This is a genomic window from Kitasatospora sp. NPDC094016 (assembly GCF_040304045.1).
In the GTDB taxonomy this organism is placed as follows: Bacteria; Actinomycetota; Actinomycetes; order Streptomycetales; family Streptomycetaceae; genus Kitasatospora.
In genome coordinates this window covers 81,945-97,421 of record NZ_JBEOUK010000003.1, presented here as the reverse complement: position 1 = coordinate 97,421, position 15,477 = coordinate 81,945, and the positions used below count along the sequence as shown (strand labels likewise).

Annotated in this window: 19 protein-coding genes and 1 tRNA gene; 3 read left to right on the top strand and 17 right to left on the bottom strand. The window is 72.3% G+C overall.

What is annotated here, in order from left to right:
- Window positions 1–73 precede the first annotated feature (73 nt).
- Both ABT015_RS03955 and ABT015_RS03950 read left to right on the top strand, forming a co-directional pair.
- Window positions 74–1,909, top strand: coding sequence for a S1C family serine protease (locus ABT015_RS03955; RefSeq protein ID WP_350876509.1), 1,836 nt, complete (start codon window positions 74–76; stop codon window positions 1,907–1,909).
- A gap of 63 nt (window positions 1,910–1,972) precedes the next feature.
- Window positions 1,973–2,060 (top strand) — tRNA-Ser (locus ABT015_RS03950).
- 140 nt (window positions 2,061–2,200) lie between these two features.
- On the opposite strand, the gene ABT015_RS03945 is transcribed toward ABT015_RS03950, so the two are convergent.
- The 4 genes from ABT015_RS03945 to ABT015_RS03930 form a co-directional block, all read right to left on the bottom strand.
- Complete coding sequence (locus ABT015_RS03945) at window positions 2,201–3,343, bottom strand: tyrosine-type recombinase/integrase (protein ID WP_350876507.1); 1,143 nt, start codon at window positions 3,341–3,343, stop codon at window positions 2,201–2,203.
- Window positions 3,344–3,638: 295 nt separating this feature from the next.
- On the bottom strand, window positions 3,639–3,830 hold the full coding sequence (locus tag ABT015_RS03940; protein ID WP_350876505.1) for a helix-turn-helix transcriptional regulator: 192 nt from the start codon (window positions 3,828–3,830) through the stop codon (window positions 3,639–3,641).
- Window positions 3,831–4,170: 340 nt separating this feature from the next.
- Window positions 4,171–5,736 (bottom strand): YfjI family protein, encoded by a 1,566-nt coding sequence (locus ABT015_RS03935; RefSeq protein ID WP_350876503.1) that lies wholly within the window; start codon window positions 5,734–5,736, stop codon window positions 4,171–4,173.
- 70 nt (window positions 5,737–5,806) lie between these two features.
- Entirely contained in the window at window positions 5,807–6,898 is a 1,092-nt protein-coding gene (locus ABT015_RS03930) for a bifunctional DNA primase/polymerase (RefSeq protein ID WP_350876501.1), read from the bottom strand.
- A gap of 93 nt (window positions 6,899–6,991) precedes the next feature.
- Here ABT015_RS03930 and ABT015_RS03925 point away from each other — a divergent pair, with 93 nt between their 5' ends.
- On the top strand, window positions 6,992–8,020 hold the full coding sequence (locus ABT015_RS03925; protein ID WP_350876499.1) for an SRA domain-containing endonuclease: 1,029 nt from the start codon (window positions 6,992–6,994) through the stop codon (window positions 8,018–8,020).
- A 74-nt stretch (window positions 8,021–8,094) separates the two neighbouring features.
- Here the strand turns inward: ABT015_RS03925 and ABT015_RS03920 are convergent, their stop codons facing one another.
- The 13 genes from ABT015_RS03920 to ABT015_RS03860 form a co-directional block, all read right to left on the bottom strand.
- Window positions 8,095–8,874, bottom strand: a complete 780-nt coding sequence (locus ABT015_RS03920; protein WP_350876497.1) for a PP2C family serine/threonine-protein phosphatase — start codon at window positions 8,872–8,874, stop codon at window positions 8,095–8,097.
- Between the two features lie 114 nt (window positions 8,875–8,988).
- Window positions 8,989–9,303: a hypothetical protein gene (locus tag ABT015_RS03915; RefSeq protein WP_350876495.1), complete on the bottom strand. Its 315-nt coding sequence runs from the start codon at window positions 9,301–9,303 to the stop codon at window positions 8,989–8,991.
- 148 nt (window positions 9,304–9,451) lie between these two features.
- A complete protein-coding gene (locus ABT015_RS03910) occupies window positions 9,452–9,613 on the bottom strand; it encodes a hypothetical protein (RefSeq protein WP_350876493.1) in 162 nt (53 codons plus the stop codon).
- A gap of 24 nt (window positions 9,614–9,637) precedes the next feature.
- Complete coding sequence (locus ABT015_RS03905; RefSeq protein ID WP_350876491.1) at window positions 9,638–10,675, bottom strand: hypothetical protein; 1,038 nt, start codon at window positions 10,673–10,675, stop codon at window positions 9,638–9,640.
- Window positions 10,676–10,683: 8 nt separating this feature from the next.
- The gene (locus ABT015_RS03900; RefSeq protein ID WP_350876489.1) at window positions 10,684–11,091 is read right to left on the bottom strand and encodes a hypothetical protein; all 408 of its coding nucleotides are present in this window, start codon (window positions 11,089–11,091) and stop codon (window positions 10,684–10,686) included.
- A 19-nt stretch (window positions 11,092–11,110) separates the two neighbouring features.
- The gene (locus ABT015_RS03895; protein ID WP_350876487.1) at window positions 11,111–12,133 is read right to left on the bottom strand and encodes a hypothetical protein; all 1,023 of its coding nucleotides are present in this window, start codon (window positions 12,131–12,133) and stop codon (window positions 11,111–11,113) included.
- Window positions 12,134–12,279: 146 nt separating this feature from the next.
- The gene (locus ABT015_RS03890; RefSeq protein ID WP_350876485.1) at window positions 12,280–12,447 is read right to left on the bottom strand and encodes a hypothetical protein; all 168 of its coding nucleotides are present in this window, start codon (window positions 12,445–12,447) and stop codon (window positions 12,280–12,282) included.
- Complete coding sequence (locus tag ABT015_RS03885; RefSeq protein ID WP_350876481.1) at window positions 12,447–12,698, bottom strand: hypothetical protein; 252 nt, start codon at window positions 12,696–12,698, stop codon at window positions 12,447–12,449. The genes ABT015_RS03890 and ABT015_RS03885 overlap by 1 nt, the downstream gene beginning before the upstream one ends.
- Window positions 12,695–12,817 carry a hypothetical protein gene (locus tag ABT015_RS03880; RefSeq protein WP_350876479.1) on the bottom strand — a complete coding sequence of 41 codons (123 nt, stop codon included), beginning with the start codon at window positions 12,815–12,817 and terminating at the stop codon, window positions 12,695–12,697. Before ABT015_RS03880 ends, ABT015_RS03885 begins: the two co-directional genes overlap by 4 nt.
- A gap of 48 nt (window positions 12,818–12,865) precedes the next feature.
- Window positions 12,866–13,240 (bottom strand): RRQRL motif-containing zinc-binding protein, encoded by a 375-nt coding sequence (locus ABT015_RS03875; protein WP_350876476.1) that lies wholly within the window; start codon window positions 13,238–13,240, stop codon window positions 12,866–12,868.
- Window positions 13,237–13,605: a hypothetical protein gene (locus ABT015_RS03870; protein ID WP_350876474.1), complete on the bottom strand. Its 369-nt coding sequence runs from the start codon at window positions 13,603–13,605 to the stop codon at window positions 13,237–13,239. Before ABT015_RS03870 ends, ABT015_RS03875 begins: the two co-directional genes overlap by 4 nt.
- The gene (locus ABT015_RS03865; RefSeq protein WP_350876472.1) at window positions 13,602–14,624 is read right to left on the bottom strand and encodes a DUF2637 domain-containing protein; all 1,023 of its coding nucleotides are present in this window, start codon (window positions 14,622–14,624) and stop codon (window positions 13,602–13,604) included. Before ABT015_RS03865 ends, ABT015_RS03870 begins: the two co-directional genes overlap by 4 nt.
- Before the next feature lie 82 nt (window positions 14,625–14,706).
- Entirely contained in the window at window positions 14,707–15,000 is a 294-nt protein-coding gene (locus ABT015_RS03860; protein WP_350876470.1) for a hypothetical protein, read from the bottom strand.
- Window positions 15,001–15,477 lie beyond the last annotated feature (477 nt).

The following is a 15,477-nucleotide window of genomic DNA, read 5'->3' as shown; positions in this document are numbered from 1 at the left end:
GGGTCCTTACGGCAATCGAATCGGCAGTACGAAAAACTATGGTCCTTGGTTCTGTCAGCTATGGAGGTCGTTCGTGAGCACCGAGCGCGAGGTTGGGCCCACCGGGCCGCAGGGGGAGCAGCCCTCGGGCGGCCAGGCGGCGGCTGTTCCCGCTTCCGACGGTCACGCCTCGGGCGGGCACCAGCCGACACTGGCCTTCGGCCGGGTCCCCGAGCCCGGGGCCGCTCCGGCCGCCGAGGCCGCACCGGCTGAGGCCGCGCCGACGGAGGGCGTCGCGGCCGATGGTGTTCCGGCCGAGGGGGGGTACCAGCCCACCGTGGCCTTCACCAAGGTCCCCGCGCCGGAGGTGGCCCCGCAGGCCCCGCAGGCCCCGGCCGCGCCGGTCGCCGACGCGCCGGCCGCCCCGGTCGACGCCGCCGCCGGCTACATCGACGCGCCGCCGCCGGTCCTGCCGCCCGCCCCGCCGGTCCCGGCCGCGCCGGCGGCACCCGTCGCACCCGTCGCACCCGTCGCCGAGAGCCCGGCCCTGCCGTCGGGCGCCAACCCGTACGCCACCCCGGCCCACGGCGTCCCCGCCGCCGGCCCGCACGACCCGTACGGCACCCCGGCCGCCCCCGGCGCGCCCGCCGCGCACCCCGCGCCCGGCCACCACCCGTTCGGCGCCGGCCAGCCGCTCGGCGGCTGGGGTGCCGCCCACGACGCCGGCGGCGGCGCGGGCTACCCGGGCGGCCCGGCCGGACCGCTCGGCTACCCGGCCGACTACCCCGGCGGCCCCGGCGGCCCGCGCAAGAAGCGCGGCGGCGGCCTGGTCGCCCTGATCGCCGCCGTCGCGCTGGTCGCCGGCGTGGCCGGCGGTGCGCTCGGCGTGACCGTCGCGGACCGCAACGACAGCACCAACAGCGCCGACGACCACCGCAGCACCACCGTCCAGGCCAGCAACACCCAGAAGAACGAGCCCGCCCCCGGTTCGATCGCCGGCATCGCGCAGAAGGCGCTGCCCAGCGTCGTCACCATCAAGGCGCAGGGCAACGGCGAGTCCGGCACCGGCACCGGCTTCGTCTTCGACACCGAGGGCCACATCCTCACCAACAACCACGTGGTCGCGCCGACCCTCAACGGCGGCAAACTGACCGTCAAGTTCGCCGACGGCACGTCCTACAACGCGTCCGTGCTGGGCCACGCCGAGGGCTACGACGTCGCCGTGGTCAAGATCGACAACCCGCCGAAGAGCAAGCTGGCCCCGCTTCCGCTGGCCGACTCCGACAAGGTCAACGTCGGTGACGCCACCGTCGCGATCGGTGCGCCGTACGGCCTGGAGTCGACCGTCACCAGCGGCATCGTCAGCGCCAAGGACCGCCCGGTCGCCTCCGGCGACGAGACCGGCGGCCAGTCCTCCTACATGAACGCGCTGCAGACCGACGCCTCCATCAACCCCGGCAACTCCGGCGGCCCGCTGCTCGACTCCAGCGGCTCGGTGATCGGCATCAACTCGGCGATCCAGTCCAACGCCTCCGCCAACGGCCGGGCCGGCAGCATCGGCCTCGGCTTCGCCATCCCGATCAACCAGGCCAAGTGGGTCGCCGACACCCTGATCAAGACCGGCAAGCCGGTCTACGCCAAGCTCGACGTGCTGCGCAACGACGACTACAAGGGCGACGGCGCGCAGATCCAGTCCCGCGACATCCAGGGCCAGCCCGCCGTCACCCCCGGCGGCGCCGCCGACAAGGCCGGTCTCAAGCCGGGCGACGTCATCACCAAGCTCGGCGGAGTGCCGATCGACAACGGCCCCGCCCTGGTCAGCCGGATCTGGACGCACAAGCCCGGCGAGACCGTCGACGTCGAGTACACCCGCAACGGCCAGCAGTTCAACACCAAGGTCACCCTCGGCCAGCGGGACGGCGACAGCTGACCCCCACCCGCACGAAACGGTGTGCACCGAACCCCGCCGGACCCGTTAGGCTGACCTCCGCCTGGAGAGCTGCCCGAGCGGCCTAAGGGAACAGTCTTGAAAACTGTCGTGGCGTGACCCGTCACCGTGGGTTCGAATCCCACGCTCTCCGCTGGTGAGGAACACCCAGCTCAGGGCGGGTATCGGCAACAAGCCGATACCCGCCTTTTTCGATTCTGTCCCGGGCTGTCCCACCTGCGTCCCTGTTCGACCCAGTGCGCGCGGAACACCTGCGGAACGGTTCCGCGACCATCACCCCTGGTCGTACTCCTCGGTGAGGAACTTCTCGATCAGGGCGTTGGACCGCTCGCGGCGGCCGTCGATCACCTTGGCGTAGAACTGGTACAGCACGGCCACGCTGTGCCCGGCCCGGTAAGCGACTTCGGTCGGGTCTAGCCCGGCGGCCAGCCATCCGGAGACGCATGTGGCCCGCAGCGAGTACGGAACGTCGGCGAACTCTGTCTTGGCCTGCTCCGGGGTGAGCACCAGGTCCCGAACCCGCTTCCAGGTGTCGGAGGTCTCCTTGGTGGCCACGAGACCGCCGCCGGCCGCCTGGAACAGGCGCCCGTCCACACCGAGACCGAACTCCTCGACGTGGGCCCGGAGCATCCGTACGAACACCGGTGGGATCGGGATGTCCCGCGTGGCGTCCCGCGCCCGGTGCTTGAGCCCGCGTTCCTCGTGGGACTGTCCGTCGTCCGTCCACCGGGACCCAACACGGGGCGAACTGCCAGGGGCCACGATCAGGCCCCAACCCTCCTCCGGGAGCGTGCAGTCCGCCAGTCGCAGGTTGGTTACCTCGGCCGGCCGCATGGCCGCCCAGTTGGTGCAGCCGAAGAACGCCGACAGGTGGCGCCCCCGGGCGCTGAGGGTCTGTGCTGCCTCGACCAGATCGCGGGCCTGGCGTGGCCCGGGGACGTAGCGCCAGTCGATCTCCGTGACGGTCTCCGGGGGCTCCCAGTCCACGAACTTCAGGGGGTTTGCGGTGAGGAGCTTGCGCTCGACCGCGTATCGCAGGGCGCCGCTGAACGTGGCGTACTTGCGCTTGATGGTGTTGTCGGCGGCGCGCTTGCCGTCGAGCTTCAGGGTGATGGCCTTGAGGGCCTTCCTGAGGGTGTCGGAGTCGTCCAACTGAGAGACCGGGACGGACTTCTTGGCGATCCAGTCGAGCGCGGCCGCCACGTCCGCCGGGGGCTCCCCTTGGTGCTCCGAGAAGTTGAACGCCCAGCAGGAGAGCGCCCGCCGCAGAACCTTGTGGGGCGGGGCGCCGCGCTGGTCGGTGACCAAGGCCGGCGTGATGGTGGCCAGGCCGTCAGCGCGGGCCGCGCGCTCCTTCGCGGAGTCGCCGTCCCACTTCACCTCGGCGTGCTTCACCGCGTGGTCGAACCAGGTCACCCGGGCTTCCTTCTCTCGGAGCTCCCGCAACTCCGATCCCGGTAGGCCCGTTTCGACGTCAAACGGCTCACCCTTGTTTCGGGCGGCCAGCAGCTCCGCCCGCCGTCCGTCCGCGAGCGGAAACGTGGCGAAGGTGCGCGAGTGCTCCTGCGGACCTACGCGCCAACGGAGTTGAAACGGCTTCCGCCCCCGGCGTAGGTCGCGGATCTTCCAGAGATGTACGTCGAACGAGAGCATCGGATCTCCAGACGAGTGGCCCCGGGAAGACCGGGGCCACTGAGGACGGCGTCGTGAGTCAGGCAGCGTCCTGCTCCTGTGCGGCCCACCAGGTGTCGAGGTCGCTCCGGCGGACCCGGATCTGGCCGTTGGGGAGCTTCAGGAGCTTCGGGGCCGCTCCCCGAGCGACCATCCGGTAGAAGGCGGAGCGGGACATGTCCAGCTCTTCGAGCACGGCAGCGAGCTTCAGTTTCTGGTCCTGAGTAGCCACGGCGGCGCCTCCATTGGCGGTTGTGAGAGTTACGCCGCACGGCTGTGGACTGCGAGACAGGGGCGGGGACGTTGGAGCATCAGAGGATGGGTTCGGTCTGGGCTGACAGAACCGCCAGAACCGACAGAACCCCTTCTCCGGGGCTTTGAGCTTGGCTTTTGCGATTGCTGAAGTGGGTGACGGAACCGAATGGAAACTCCGACAGAATCCCCGGGTCTGCCGGCGGGGTGGGTTGTGTCAGGGTTTGCGTCCGGTTCCGTCACTCGGGCCGGTACGGGCATCCGTGCAGGTCGGCGGGGCGAGGTGGGGTTCTGTCGGTTCTGTCGGTTGTGTCAGCGGGTTAGGCGATGGGTTGGGCGAGTTGGGGGTGGGTCGCGTAGCGGGGGGACGGGGGGCGTCCGCCTCGGGAAGTGCGGGGCGGGGCAGTCTCCTGGCGGATCCAGCCGTGGTCTTCGAGGAGAGCAAGGACCGGGTCCAGGTCGGCGACGGCGGGAAAGGCCCCGCTGGGCAGGCCCCGGAAGATCTCGCGCTTGGTGTGGCTGTCAGCAGGGTTGGCCTGGAGCCAGGCCAGGACGACGCGTGCCTTGGCGAGGGCGGGGTCGGCACCCATGGCGTCGAAGACGGTCAGGGCGTGGGCGGTGTAGTAGGTGCCGATGCGGGCGGCGGCGGTGAGGGTGTCCGCGCTGATCGGCATGGTGTACCCGTCGTGGGGGTGGTCGGCGAGGTGGAGCAGGCCGGCGATGCGGGCGACGGCGCCGTCGAGCTTGCTGGCCCACTCGGTGATCGGGCGCAGGATGCCGCCGCGGCGCTGCTTGTGCTCGACGTCTCGGCGGTGTTCGAGCATGACGGCGGCGGCCTCGGGGCTGAGGGTGAGGACGGCGGGGTCGGTCCACTCGGCCATGGCCAGGGTGAGCGTGCGGACCTTCTCGGCGTAGGTATCCGCGACGTCGTCCGGGACCGTGTCGGGTTCGAGGTTGCGGTAGCCGACCAGGGATTCCGGGACGGCATACAGGAAGCGGGCGAGCAGGCCGCGGCCGTCGAAGCCCTGGACCTTGGCGATGTCCTCCAGGACGGACGGTTGAATGGCCAGCCCCATGGTGAGGGCGGGGGCTTCGACGAACAGAGCGTCGCGGCCCTGCCGGTTGACGCGGAGCATGTCCCCGGCGTGGCCTTGGAGGAAGACGTCCATGTTGGGCTTGCCGCTGTAGCGGCCGGCGATGATGTCGAAGACGCCGCCGCCCTCGGCGGACATCAGGGCCAGGCGCCCGCCCTGCTCGGCGAGCAGGGTTGCGGCGTTCTCGGCGGTGACATCCTGGGCGATGAGCTGGGGGCGGACCGGGACGACCGTCTGTTCGGCGGTCTGGGCGAGGCTGATCGCGTCGGCGGTGAGCTTGTCCTGGTCGCTCGGGTCGGCGTTGGCGGCCTTGTGGGCGGCCTTCTCGGCGGCGGAGCGGGCGAGCTTGGCGGTGACCTCCGCCTCGGCGATCTGGGCGGTGGCCCGTTCCACCAAGGTCTTCTCGACCGCGAGGACGGGTGCGCTCATGAGGGCGACCACGGCGGACTTGCGGTTGCCGGGCGGCAAGGCGGTGACCAGGTACAGGTTCACCGGCTCGCGCCAGCGCCCGCGCACGGAGACGACTGCCCGCCCTCCACAGGCTGTGGACAGCGCAGCCAGCGCCATGCCGCCGGCCAGGTCGGCGGGCGTCTGGGTCTCCTCCGCGACGGCGGCGACCATGTCGCCGAGCCACTTGGGCAGCGCGTCCGTTGGGAACAGCGGTAGGGAGCGGGCCCGGCCGAGCGGGATCGGCTCCTCCCACACGGGTGGCTCGGCGGCGAGCGCACCCGGGACGGTGTCTTCCCAGCCGTCGGTGAACAGCGACCCGGACGGCGGGGTGAGGGCGGTCACGCGGCCCACCGCCTCGGGCGATGCCCCGAGGAGAAGCGCTTCTCCTCGGCGCAGGACGGGTGACGGTTGCTCATGCGGCACGCCCCACCGCTCCGGCGCCCCGGGCGAGGCCGTTGGCGATGGTGCGCCTGCACTCCGCCTCCCCGAGACCGGCCTCCAGGCCCGCGCTCAGCAGGGCGTCTGCGGCGTCGGCCTCGGGCAGGGCGCCGGAGGCGACGAGGCGGCCGAGGGCGGCGGCGGAGGCGAACAGCCGGTCGTTGCGCCCGCCCTCGCGGGTTGCCTTGATCTTGGCCGTCTCGCGGGCTACGGCGGTGTCGACGTACGGGCCGAGGCGCCCGATCCGGGCCCGCACCGCCGTCGCGTCCACCACGACCGCCGGGGCGGGCTTGGGGGTGAGCAGGCCGAGCAGCCATTCGGGGAGAGGGATCGGGTTGGTGTCGTTGACGACGGTGTAGGGGCGGTGGTTGACGGTGCTGCCGGGGGCGACGACGTAGCCGCCGTGGGCCCGGGTGTCGATCTTCCAGCCGAGGCCGTTGCCCTTCTCCCCGCAGGTGTTGCGCAGGACCACGTCGGCGGGGGCGGCGAAGTACAGGTGGGCGCCGCCGCGGCCGGTGCGGACCTCGTACGTCTGCGGGAAGGGCTGGCCGTGCTGCCGGCACAGCGCGGCGAACACGTCCCGCCCGTCCGTGATGCCCTGCTCGGCCCAGTGAGCGGGCGGGGTGTCGCGGCGGTGCTTGGGCACGTCCAGGTCGACCACCAGCAGGCCGGAGGGCCCGCAGGCCAGGCCGATGTTGTACGGGGCCACCTGCCACGCGCGGCGGATCACGTCAGAGTCGGTGGTGGCCCGGTGCTCCCACCCGAGGTGGGCGCCCTCACACGGCCCGGTGCCGGGGCAGTCCTCCTTGCTGTGCAGCGCCGGGTACTTCGAGCCGGGGGCCAGCGGGAACACCCGCCGTCCCCGTTCGGCCGCCGCGAGCGCGGCCGTCATCTGCGGGTTGCTGTTCACGGGGTCCTTCCTGTCGGCGGCGCGCTCGGCGCAGACCTTGTGTGAGGGCCTGTACTGCTCGTCGCGCAGTGGGGTGGGGCGTCGGCACCAGTGGCACGGGCGGTCACCGGTGCGGTCGAAGTGGGAGGCGTCGCGCCAGTCCAGGGCAGGTGCCATCGGGGCTCCTGAGACGTGGGGCGTTGTTCACTCGTGCAGGGCGGGCCCCGCTGGGCGAACTGTCCTGTCAGACCAGGGGGTTAGAGTCCGGGCATGGCGAACCATGACCTTGAGCTCGTTCCGGGACTGTTGACCACCCGCGCGGACGTCGCCGCGGCTTACGGCGGTGCTTGGTACGGAGGCATTGAGCCGGCGGTCGAGTCCAAAATGGTGTTCGTGTACTCCGACCCCAAGGTTGGGGAGCTGCACGGCTACACCTTCGATGGCCAGGCTGAGGACGACGACCGTGGGCCGCTGTACCTGTACACCGGCGAGGGGCCTTTCGGTGACCAGGAGTTCACCGACGGAAACAAGGCTCTCCGGGATCACCGTGAGGACGTGCGCACAGTTCACTTGTTCGTGGCGGACGGGAACGTGATCGACCCGGTCACCGGTAAGAAAAAGAAGGGCAAGCGTCAGCGCTACATCGGGCAGATGGTGCTGGACACCGTCGAACCCTTCGAGCGGCGGCGCGCGCCGGGCAGGGACGACGTGGAGCGGTCGGTGATCGTGTTCCATCTGCGGCCGGACCCGCAGGCCGAGTTTCCGCCGAAGTTCACGCTGGCGGACGCGATCCCGCCGGCGACCGAGCACGCCGTGGTGGACCTCGACGCCGACGTTGAGGACGTGGTGCCGGCGGGGCCGTCGTCGTCACAGGTCGAGACGGAGGAACACGCCACGGACGAGGCGGTGGCGAACATCCCCGGTGGTCAGCGGACCATCCAGCGGCGGGAAGGCCGGCTGACCAAGGCGTACAAGGCCCAGCTGGTCGCTGCCGGCCACACGGTGAAGCGCTTCCAGATCTCAGTGGAGGGCGTGGCCACCACGCTGAAGACGGACCTGTACGACGTCACCGACAACGTGCTGTACGAGGCCAAGGGCACTGTTCGCCGCGACGACGTCCGCATGGCGATCGGTCAGCTCTTCGACTATCGCCGCCACATCGATGCCCCGGAGGGCCTGCGGCTCGCGGTGTTGCTGCCGGGAGACCCGGGCAAGGACCTTCGGGCTCTGCTGGCCGATCTTGGAATCGCTCTCGTTGTCCGCGATGGCGCAGGCTTCGATGGCTTTCCGCTGGCCTAACGTCCAGGGCGCTGGTCCCCGCAGCACGCGGCGGGGACCAGCTGATCTACAGGGCCGGGCTGTGATTCGCCTGATCAGTCGACGGGGTGCAGGTCGATGACCACGGCGGTGGCGTTGTCGGCCCCGTTCGGGTCGGCCTTCACGGCGAGGTCGGTGAGGTGCCGGGCGACGGTTTCGGGGGCGCCGGTGAGGACGGGGGTCTTGATGCCGGGTCCGTGCCGGTGGGAGCCGTCCGGGCTGGGCGGGGGCAGGGTGCCGGCGTGCTCGTGCGGCAGGTAGGCGCCGTCCGAGGCGAGCAGGAGCCGTCGAGGGCTGGCGTCGCGCGAGTGGAGCGGGAACTGCACGGTGACGCTGTCGACGCGGCCGGTGGAGAAGCACAGCGAGGACGTGAGGTAGTCGTGGGCGTCGGGCTCGGGCTCGCCGCCCTCGCGGCGCTGGCGGGCGGCCTTGTTGTGGTCGGTGGTGAGCAGGCGCGCCCGGCCCCCGTCGGCGAGGTAGGCGCGGCAGTCCCCGGCCCAGGCGATGTCCAGGGTCCCGGTCGGGGTGAGGACGGCGACGATCGCGGCGGCGTCGGCCGGCCAGTCCTCGGGGTGGCCGAGCGTGGCGCGGTCGGCGTGGAGGACGGGCCGGATCTGCCGGATCGCGGCGCCGGGGTCGCCGCGGCGGGCCGCCAGGCGGGCGAGTGCGAGGGCGGTGGTACCCACCCAGGCGGCGGTGTGGACGCGGTCGCCGATGCCGTCGAGCAGGACCCAGACCCGACGGCCGGTGTCGGGGTCGTGGTGGTGGGCGGTGGCGTCTGCCTGGTGGGTGCGGCTCCCGATGTGCTGGGAGGCCGTCTGACGGGTGGTGAACACGGGGACTCCTCGTGTCGGCGAGCAGGGCGGGCATGTCCGTCCCCCGCACCGCCCGGGCCCCGACCGCTGGCTGCGGCGGTGTGTCCGGGCGGCACGGCGGTCGGCACAGGCCCGTCAGGCCTCGTCGGGGTCCTGGGCGACCTCGCAGGTGTCGTCGCAGTCGTAGTAGCCGCAGCCACCGCACTCGGGGCAGTGCTCGTAGTCGATGGGGACGTAGTCCTGGGCGTCGTCGTCCCAGGCCTCGTCCTCGTAGCCGCCGCCGGTGCCGTGGCAGCCCTCGCACAGCTCGGTGTGGCCGGGCCGCGGGTCGGCCTGCTCGGCCTCGGCGCGGCGCTGTTCGTCGGCGAGGTCGAGGGCGATCTCGTACGCCTTCTCCTCCTCGCGAGTCGGGTAGTCGGCGAAGTCGGACATGTCGAAGTCGTCGTCCACGGTGGGCCTTTCAGGTGTCCTGGGGTGGTGGGGCTTGGGCTGGTCGGTGAGGGCGCCCCGGGCGGGGGCGCAGTGACTGGTGTCGGGGTGTGGTCGAGCCCCCGCCGGCAGGTGCTGGCGGGGGCTTCGGTGGGGCGGGGGTGTGGGGTCAGGTCTGGGGGAGGCCGCGGCGGCGCTCCCACTCCTGGATGCAGTCGCGGACGATGCTCTGGGTCGCGGAGTCGGGGTCGTCCTGGTGCCGCTCGATCGCGGCGCACAGTTCCTCGGTGGTGAAGTCCGGGACGGCCTTGTCGGGCCAGCGGTCGGTCATGGGGGTGCCTTTCGTGTCGGTGGGTCAGGCGGCGGTGGTGTGGCTGACGATGATCGTCCGGGCGGGGTTCTCGGGGTCGGCGCGCATGACGAACCCCTCTTGGGTGGTCCACTCGCGGGCGTTGTTGTGGTTGTTGTTGTTGCTCTGACCTGCAACAACTCCGGGACCGGGGGTGGTGGTCGTGGGGGAGGGGAGCGGGGGGACGTCGTCGTGGTGGATGCCGGGCACGCTGATGCCCTCGACCTTCACCCCTCCTCGGACCGTGATGCCGGCCTCCTGGAGGAGTGCGCGGACGGCCTTCCCGGACCGCTTCCAGAGGGGGTGCGCGGAGGCGAGATGGGCGGTCACGGCGGTGAGGGCGACGTGGGTGCCGTCGGACCCCAGGAGGGCTACCGCGTGGCGGGCGTCGGCGGGGGTCGGGGCGGCTGCCCTGGGGGCCTCCTGACGGTCCTCCTCGGGAGGCTCCTGACGGTCTTCCTCGGTGGGCTCCTCATCGGTGGCCTCGGTGGCGGGCACCGGCTGCTTCTGGTCCTCCTGGTCGGCCTCGGCCGGGGTGGTTTTGTCGGGGGTGGGGGCGTGGATCAGGGCGGCTATCCACCACGCCCCGATCAGGAGGCCGATACCGGGCTCGATGAGGGGGCGGGCGAGGGACCAGACCAGCGGTCCTCCGACGATCAGGACCAGGGCGGCGGCACCGGCGCCGTCGCCCGCCCGGCTTCGCTTCTCCTTGCGGGAGGCTTTGGCCAGCTCCAGCTCGACCTGCCGGGCGGCGACCGTGGCGGCTTCCCGGGCCTGGAGCATCGCGGGGCGCTTGGCGGGGTCGGCCTCCGCGAGCTTCTTTTTGAACGCGGCCTCAGCGTCCTTCGCGGCCTGGGCGTCGAGCTCGGCCTGCCGGGTCTGGAGCTCGGCGGCTTCGGCGCGGCGCTCGCGCTGGGGGGCCGTCAGCCTGCGGATGAGGACAGGCGTGCCGGTGAGCAGGCCGGTGACCGGCCACGCGAGGGTGGCGACGATGCGCATGCGCTGGCCGGGAACGGCGCGCTCGGTGGGGAAGATCTTCTCCATGGCGGCCGTCACTTCACGAACGAGGTGATGAGGCCGCTGAAGATGGACGCGGGCAGGGCCCAGAGGCCTCCGGCGGCGGCGTACAGGGAGGGGGCGACGGCGCCGCAGATCGCGTCCTTCCAGGGGCGGGCCTTGAACCCGAACACCACGATGGTCAGGAGACCGGCGGTCGCGCCGGTCTGCCAGTCCCCCAGCGCGGCGTTGCCCTGGAACGCATCGCTGAGCTGCGTGCCGATGCCCGCGAGCTGCTGGAAGGCCTCGCCGGCGTTCGCGGCCAGGAGCCCGATGCCGAACGACCAGTACGGCACGGCCTCGTCGGCAACGTTGATCTTGTTCTTGCCGCGCACACCGGCGTAGAGGTAGACGGTGGTCAGGGTCGCGGCGCCGCCGGTGCCCAGCGCGATGAGGCTGCTCATGGTGGGTCTCCTTGGTGGTCTAGAGGGGGAGCGAGCTGAGGAGCGGGGCGAGGCCGGTGGCGACGGCGAGGCCGGAGGCGACCGGGATGCGCGTGGCGATGAGGATCAGGAGGGGCCCGGGACGGCGCACCTCGGAGACGCGCAGGCGGCCCCAGTCGCGCATGTGGAGGTCGAGGGCCCAGCCGGCACCGGCCAGCAGCAGGCCGACGTAGGGCCCGCCCGGCGTGATCAGCGGGACCAGGCCGGTCGCGTAGCCGCCGACCGCGCTGATGGCGGTGAGAACGCACCAGCGGCGGAAGCGGTCGGTGGGGCCGGCGGCGCGGGCGGCCTTGCGGTGCTGGCGGCGGGCCCGGAGCTTGGCCTCGCGCTGGTCGGCGAGCCGCTGCTGACGGTGGCGCAGGTCGCGCTGGGCGGGGGTCTCCCCGGCTGCGGCGCGGGCGGCGTCCTCCCGGACGCGGGCGCGCTGCTTGTCCAGCTCGCGTGCGGCCTCCAGGCGGGCGGCCCGGTCCTCCGGGGTCTCGGAGATCCGGTCCGCGAGGAGGTCGACCAGGCCGACGAGGTCGTCCCGGTGGGCGGGGCGGTCCGGGGTGAGGATGTCCTCGACGCGGTGGCGCGCCGAGCGCTCCTGGGCGGTCTCCCCGACCGCGCCGAGCGCCGCGTCCATCCGGGCTCGCTGGCCCGCGAGCAGCTGCTCGTACTCGACCTGCTGGCGGGCGGTGCGCTGGGCTTCGGTCTCGGTCAGCAGTTGGCCGATCTGCTCTCCCACCTGGGAGGCGATCGCCGTGGCCTGCTCGGCGAAGAGCTTCCCGGCCGGGGCCCAGAAGGCCTCTGCGGCGGCCGCCATGGAGGCGGCCTGGGTGGTGGGGGCGGCGCCGATCGGGATCGGGGTGTGGACGGTGGTGTCCGGCAGACCCGAGGTCGGGGGCTGGGGCGGAGGAGGGATGACGGGGCCGGACTTGCGCCACCACTCGGCCACGGGCTCGGGCCCGGGGGTGGGCATGCCGGCGGTGGGCGGCTGGGACGGCGGCGGGGGGATCGTCATCGGTCCCACCTGCCCCGGCGGATCAGCTCGCGGATGCACAGGGCGGCGATCACGGCGTTGACCACCAGGAACAGCAGGCACAGCGTGTAGGCCATGAGGTGTCTTCCTTGGTGAGGGGCCCGGCCGGAGCCGGGCCCGACGGGTGGTCAGGAGGAGCGCCACCAGGCGCGGACGGGGTTGGCCTCCAGGGCCGTGGTACGGCGGATCTTGGAGTCCATGGCGGCGTGGCCCGCGCGGTCGGCGGCGCGTACCGCCTTCGCCCTGCGCTGCTGGCCGGACCGGGTGTCGGCGGTCTTCTTGCCGAAGCCGAGCATCAGTTGCTCCTCCGTCCGATCAGGCCGGTGAGGACGAACGGCTGGCCCTCGAAGACGCACATCGCGCGGAACTCGGCGGGGATGATCCCGTCGGCGGAGGCGTCGGTGATGGCCACGCGGCTGCACCACGACTCGCGGGTCAGGCCGCTGACGACGTTGAGCGGCACGGGGGCGTCGGTGCGGTAGGCGATGCTGTCGCTGCCATCGCAGCGGACGAGGCCGACCAGCGGGAGGGTGGTGATCGGCTTCACCTCGCGCCGCCGTTCTTGCCGACCTGGACGGTCAGCACGCGGTCGGCGCCGGCGGCGGCGCGGGCCTTGTCCTCGGGGGTGATCGGGGGGATGGGCGGCGCGCTCATGGTCAGGGCCATGACAGGGGTCTCCTTGCTGAGGATCAGCGGAGCAGAACAGGGGAGGTTTCAGGCCGCGAGGGCGGCGGGACCGGCGCAGGTCAGGCAGGTGCCGAGGTGCGCGGGGAGCACGTAGCCGGCATCCGTGCCGCAGAGCGGGCAGGTGCGGCGCGCGGCGTTGGCCTTGGCGAGGGCGGCGGCCTTCGCGGGGGTCATCGGCCGCACGGGCCGGGCCAGCGCGAGGCGGTAGAGGTAGGCGGGGCGGGTGCCGCCGTAGCGGGAGCGCCACATGATCTGCGCGGCGACGTCCTGGCCGCCGGGGCGCAGACCCCGGGCGCGGAGCTGGCGGCGGGTGAAGTAGCCCGCCGGAGCCATGCGCCACGGGTAGGTGGGGGTACCGCCGTGGCTAGCCCCGTCGGGGTCCCAGTGGCGGGGGCGGCTCACCGCTCGCCGTCCGGGGCGGTCTCGGGCAGCTCGAAGTAGCCGACCAGCCTGATCGGCGTTCCGGCGTAGGTGGCGGTGACGTTGAGCCAGGCGAAGATGCCCGTCGTGGCGAGGTCGACGTCGGCCGGGTCGAGGCCGAGGCGCTGGCGCCACTGCTCGAAGTCGGCGAGGGATGTGGAGCAGTGGAAGCCGAGGGTCAGGCCCTCGGTGAGGACCAGGGCGCCCGCAGCGTCGCGCTCATCGGCGACGACGCGCTCGCTGGTGATCCTCGGCGCGGGCAGGTCGGAGTGAGCGGTGAAGAGGGCGAGCAAGACGCCGGCCGCGTTGATCTGGGCGCCAGCCGTGATGGTGTCGGTGGTGGTCACGATGCCTCCTCGGCGGGGGTGGTCTCTTCATTGGTGGCAGGGACGGCGTGCAGGGCGGGCCGCTCCGCCCCGGCGGTGCTGAATTCGCGGTAGCGGTTGGCGACCCATCCGGCCGACCAGCCGGTCAGTTCGACCGCTCGCCGCTGCGGGACGCTGGCCACGAGGCAGTCCTGGACCTTCAGCCGGGCCAGGTCCTCGGGCAGGCGTCCATCCACGGCGGGCGCGGAGAGGAGTTCCTGCCGGAGCCGTTCGACGTCCTGCGCGGCGCTCTGCTCACGCTCGCGCTCACGGCGCTCACGCTCGCTCACCACGCGCTCACGGCGCTCACGATCGGCCCGCTCGGCGTCCTGCCGGCGCTGCTGTTCCACGCGGTCCGCAGCGTCGCGCCGGGCCTGCTCGTCCCGCTGTTCGCGGGCCATATGCTGCTCGTGCTCACGCTGCTTGTCGGCCATGTGCTCCTCGTGCTCACGGCGCTCACGCTCGGCCTGCCGGGTGCGGTCGTACTCGGCCAACCGGTCGTCGCGTTCCTGCCGGCGGCGCTCCTCGGCGCGGTCTTCGCGCTCGGCCCGCTCATCGCGCTCACGGCGCTCACGGTCGGCCAGTGCGGCGGCGATCGCCCGCCGGTAGGCCAGGGAGGTCTCCGCCGTGACGATCAACAGCAGCGGCGCCACCGAGTGGACCGCCACCCCGACCTTGTCGTGAGCCAACGCGCTCTGACCCACGTTGAGCAGCACCGTCATGGCGCCGGTCATCCAGCGCAGCACGACCGGCCACCGGCCGCCGTCACCGTCCAGACGGGCGAGCGTGCTGTCCATGCGGACCACGATCACCACCGCCGCGTCCACGACCAGCGGCAGGATCGGAGCCGTCCACTCCCACCCCTTCGGGCTGTGGCCGGACATGAGCGGGGTCACCGTGAGCATGCTGTAGAGGACCGCGCCCAGCGTGATCGTCCACGTGCCCACGGCCAGCGCTTTCTCGGCCGACCGGATCTGTTCCTTGCTCGTCGGCACCTTCACCGCGACCACCGCCGGGTGCGCGGTGAGCGCGTCGTGAGCGCGGGGTGAGCGGACGTGAGCGCGATGAGCGCGGGGCTCGTCGTCACGCCGCCACCCGCTCGACGCTGGCGGTGCGGCGGATGACGGCCGGTCGCCGCAGCGGCACCGGCGCCATGCTCAGCAGCCGCTCGGCGTAGGCGGCCAGCTCCGGGTCCTCCCGGCGCAGGTCCGCGAGGATGTCGGTCGCGGCGTCCATCCGGGCCTCGCGCTCGACCACGTTCTCACCGGGCACTCCGGTGAACAGCCGGGTGAACTCCGAGTCCGTGGCGAGGCCGAGCGCCAGTTCGGCGAACTCGTCCTCCGTCAGGGCCATCTGGCCTGCAACAATGTTCTTCACGGGTCGTGTTTCCTTTCAACGGGACGGCCCTGAGCGGCCCCGGTGCACCACCACCGGGGCCGCAGCCGTTTTTGGGCCGAACGCCGACGAGCGTCCGCGGAAACCCGGCGTACCTCCGCCTCGGCGGCGGCACGTCGGGCACCGTGATCGCTGGTCGAGGCCTCACCGGCCGGTGGCTCGGCGAGGCGATCTATGTGACTCGCTGAAGATCACGTCCATCGGGACTTCCTCTCTGGTCGGCTGGCAAGGGATTCGCACTGCAAGGGGGGCCGCGCCCCCACTCTCCGGCCGTTGCTCGCGGTCGCCGGGCCACCTCGCCAGTCGGGGCCGAAGCCCCTGTCCCCTGGCCTTTGCGGAGATTGCAGCGTCCTCCGCCTCTGCTTGCGCCACCTGCCTAGGCAGCTACCGCCCCGCATCACGGGGCGAATTTGTGCAGCTCAGAGCAGCCCAAAGAAGGCCCCTCTGTGTCGCCCCTGT

Excerpts from the sequence above, each read along its gene's own strand:
- ABT015_RS03900 (WP_350876489.1), bottom strand. The coding sequence starts at position 11,091 with ATGAGCAGCCTCATCGCGCTGGGCACCGGCGGCGCCGCGACCCTGACC.
- ABT015_RS03890 (WP_350876485.1), bottom strand. The coding sequence starts at position 12,447 with ATGCTCGGCTTCGGCAAGAAGACCGCCGACACCCGGTCCGGCCAGCAG.
- ABT015_RS03930 (WP_350876501.1), bottom strand. The coding sequence starts at position 6,898 with ATGGCACCTGCCCTGGACTGGCGCGACGCCTCCCACTTCGACCGCACC.
- ABT015_RS03910 (WP_350876493.1), bottom strand. The coding sequence starts at position 9,613 with ATGACCGACCGCTGGCCCGACAAGGCCGTCCCGGACTTCACCACCGAG.
- ABT015_RS03880 (WP_350876479.1), bottom strand. The coding sequence starts at position 12,817 with ATGGCCCTGACCATGAGCGCGCCGCCCATCCCCCCGATCACCCCCGAG.
- ABT015_RS03905 (WP_350876491.1), bottom strand. The coding sequence starts at position 10,675 with ATGGAGAAGATCTTCCCCACCGAGCGCGCCGTTCCCGGCCAGCGCATG.
- ABT015_RS03925 (WP_350876499.1), top strand. The coding sequence starts at position 6,992 with ATGGCGAACCATGACCTTGAGCTCGTTCCGGGACTGTTGACCACCCGC.
- ABT015_RS03895 (WP_350876487.1), bottom strand. The coding sequence starts at position 12,133 with ATGACGATCCCCCCGCCGCCGTCCCAGCCGCCCACCGCCGGCATGCCC.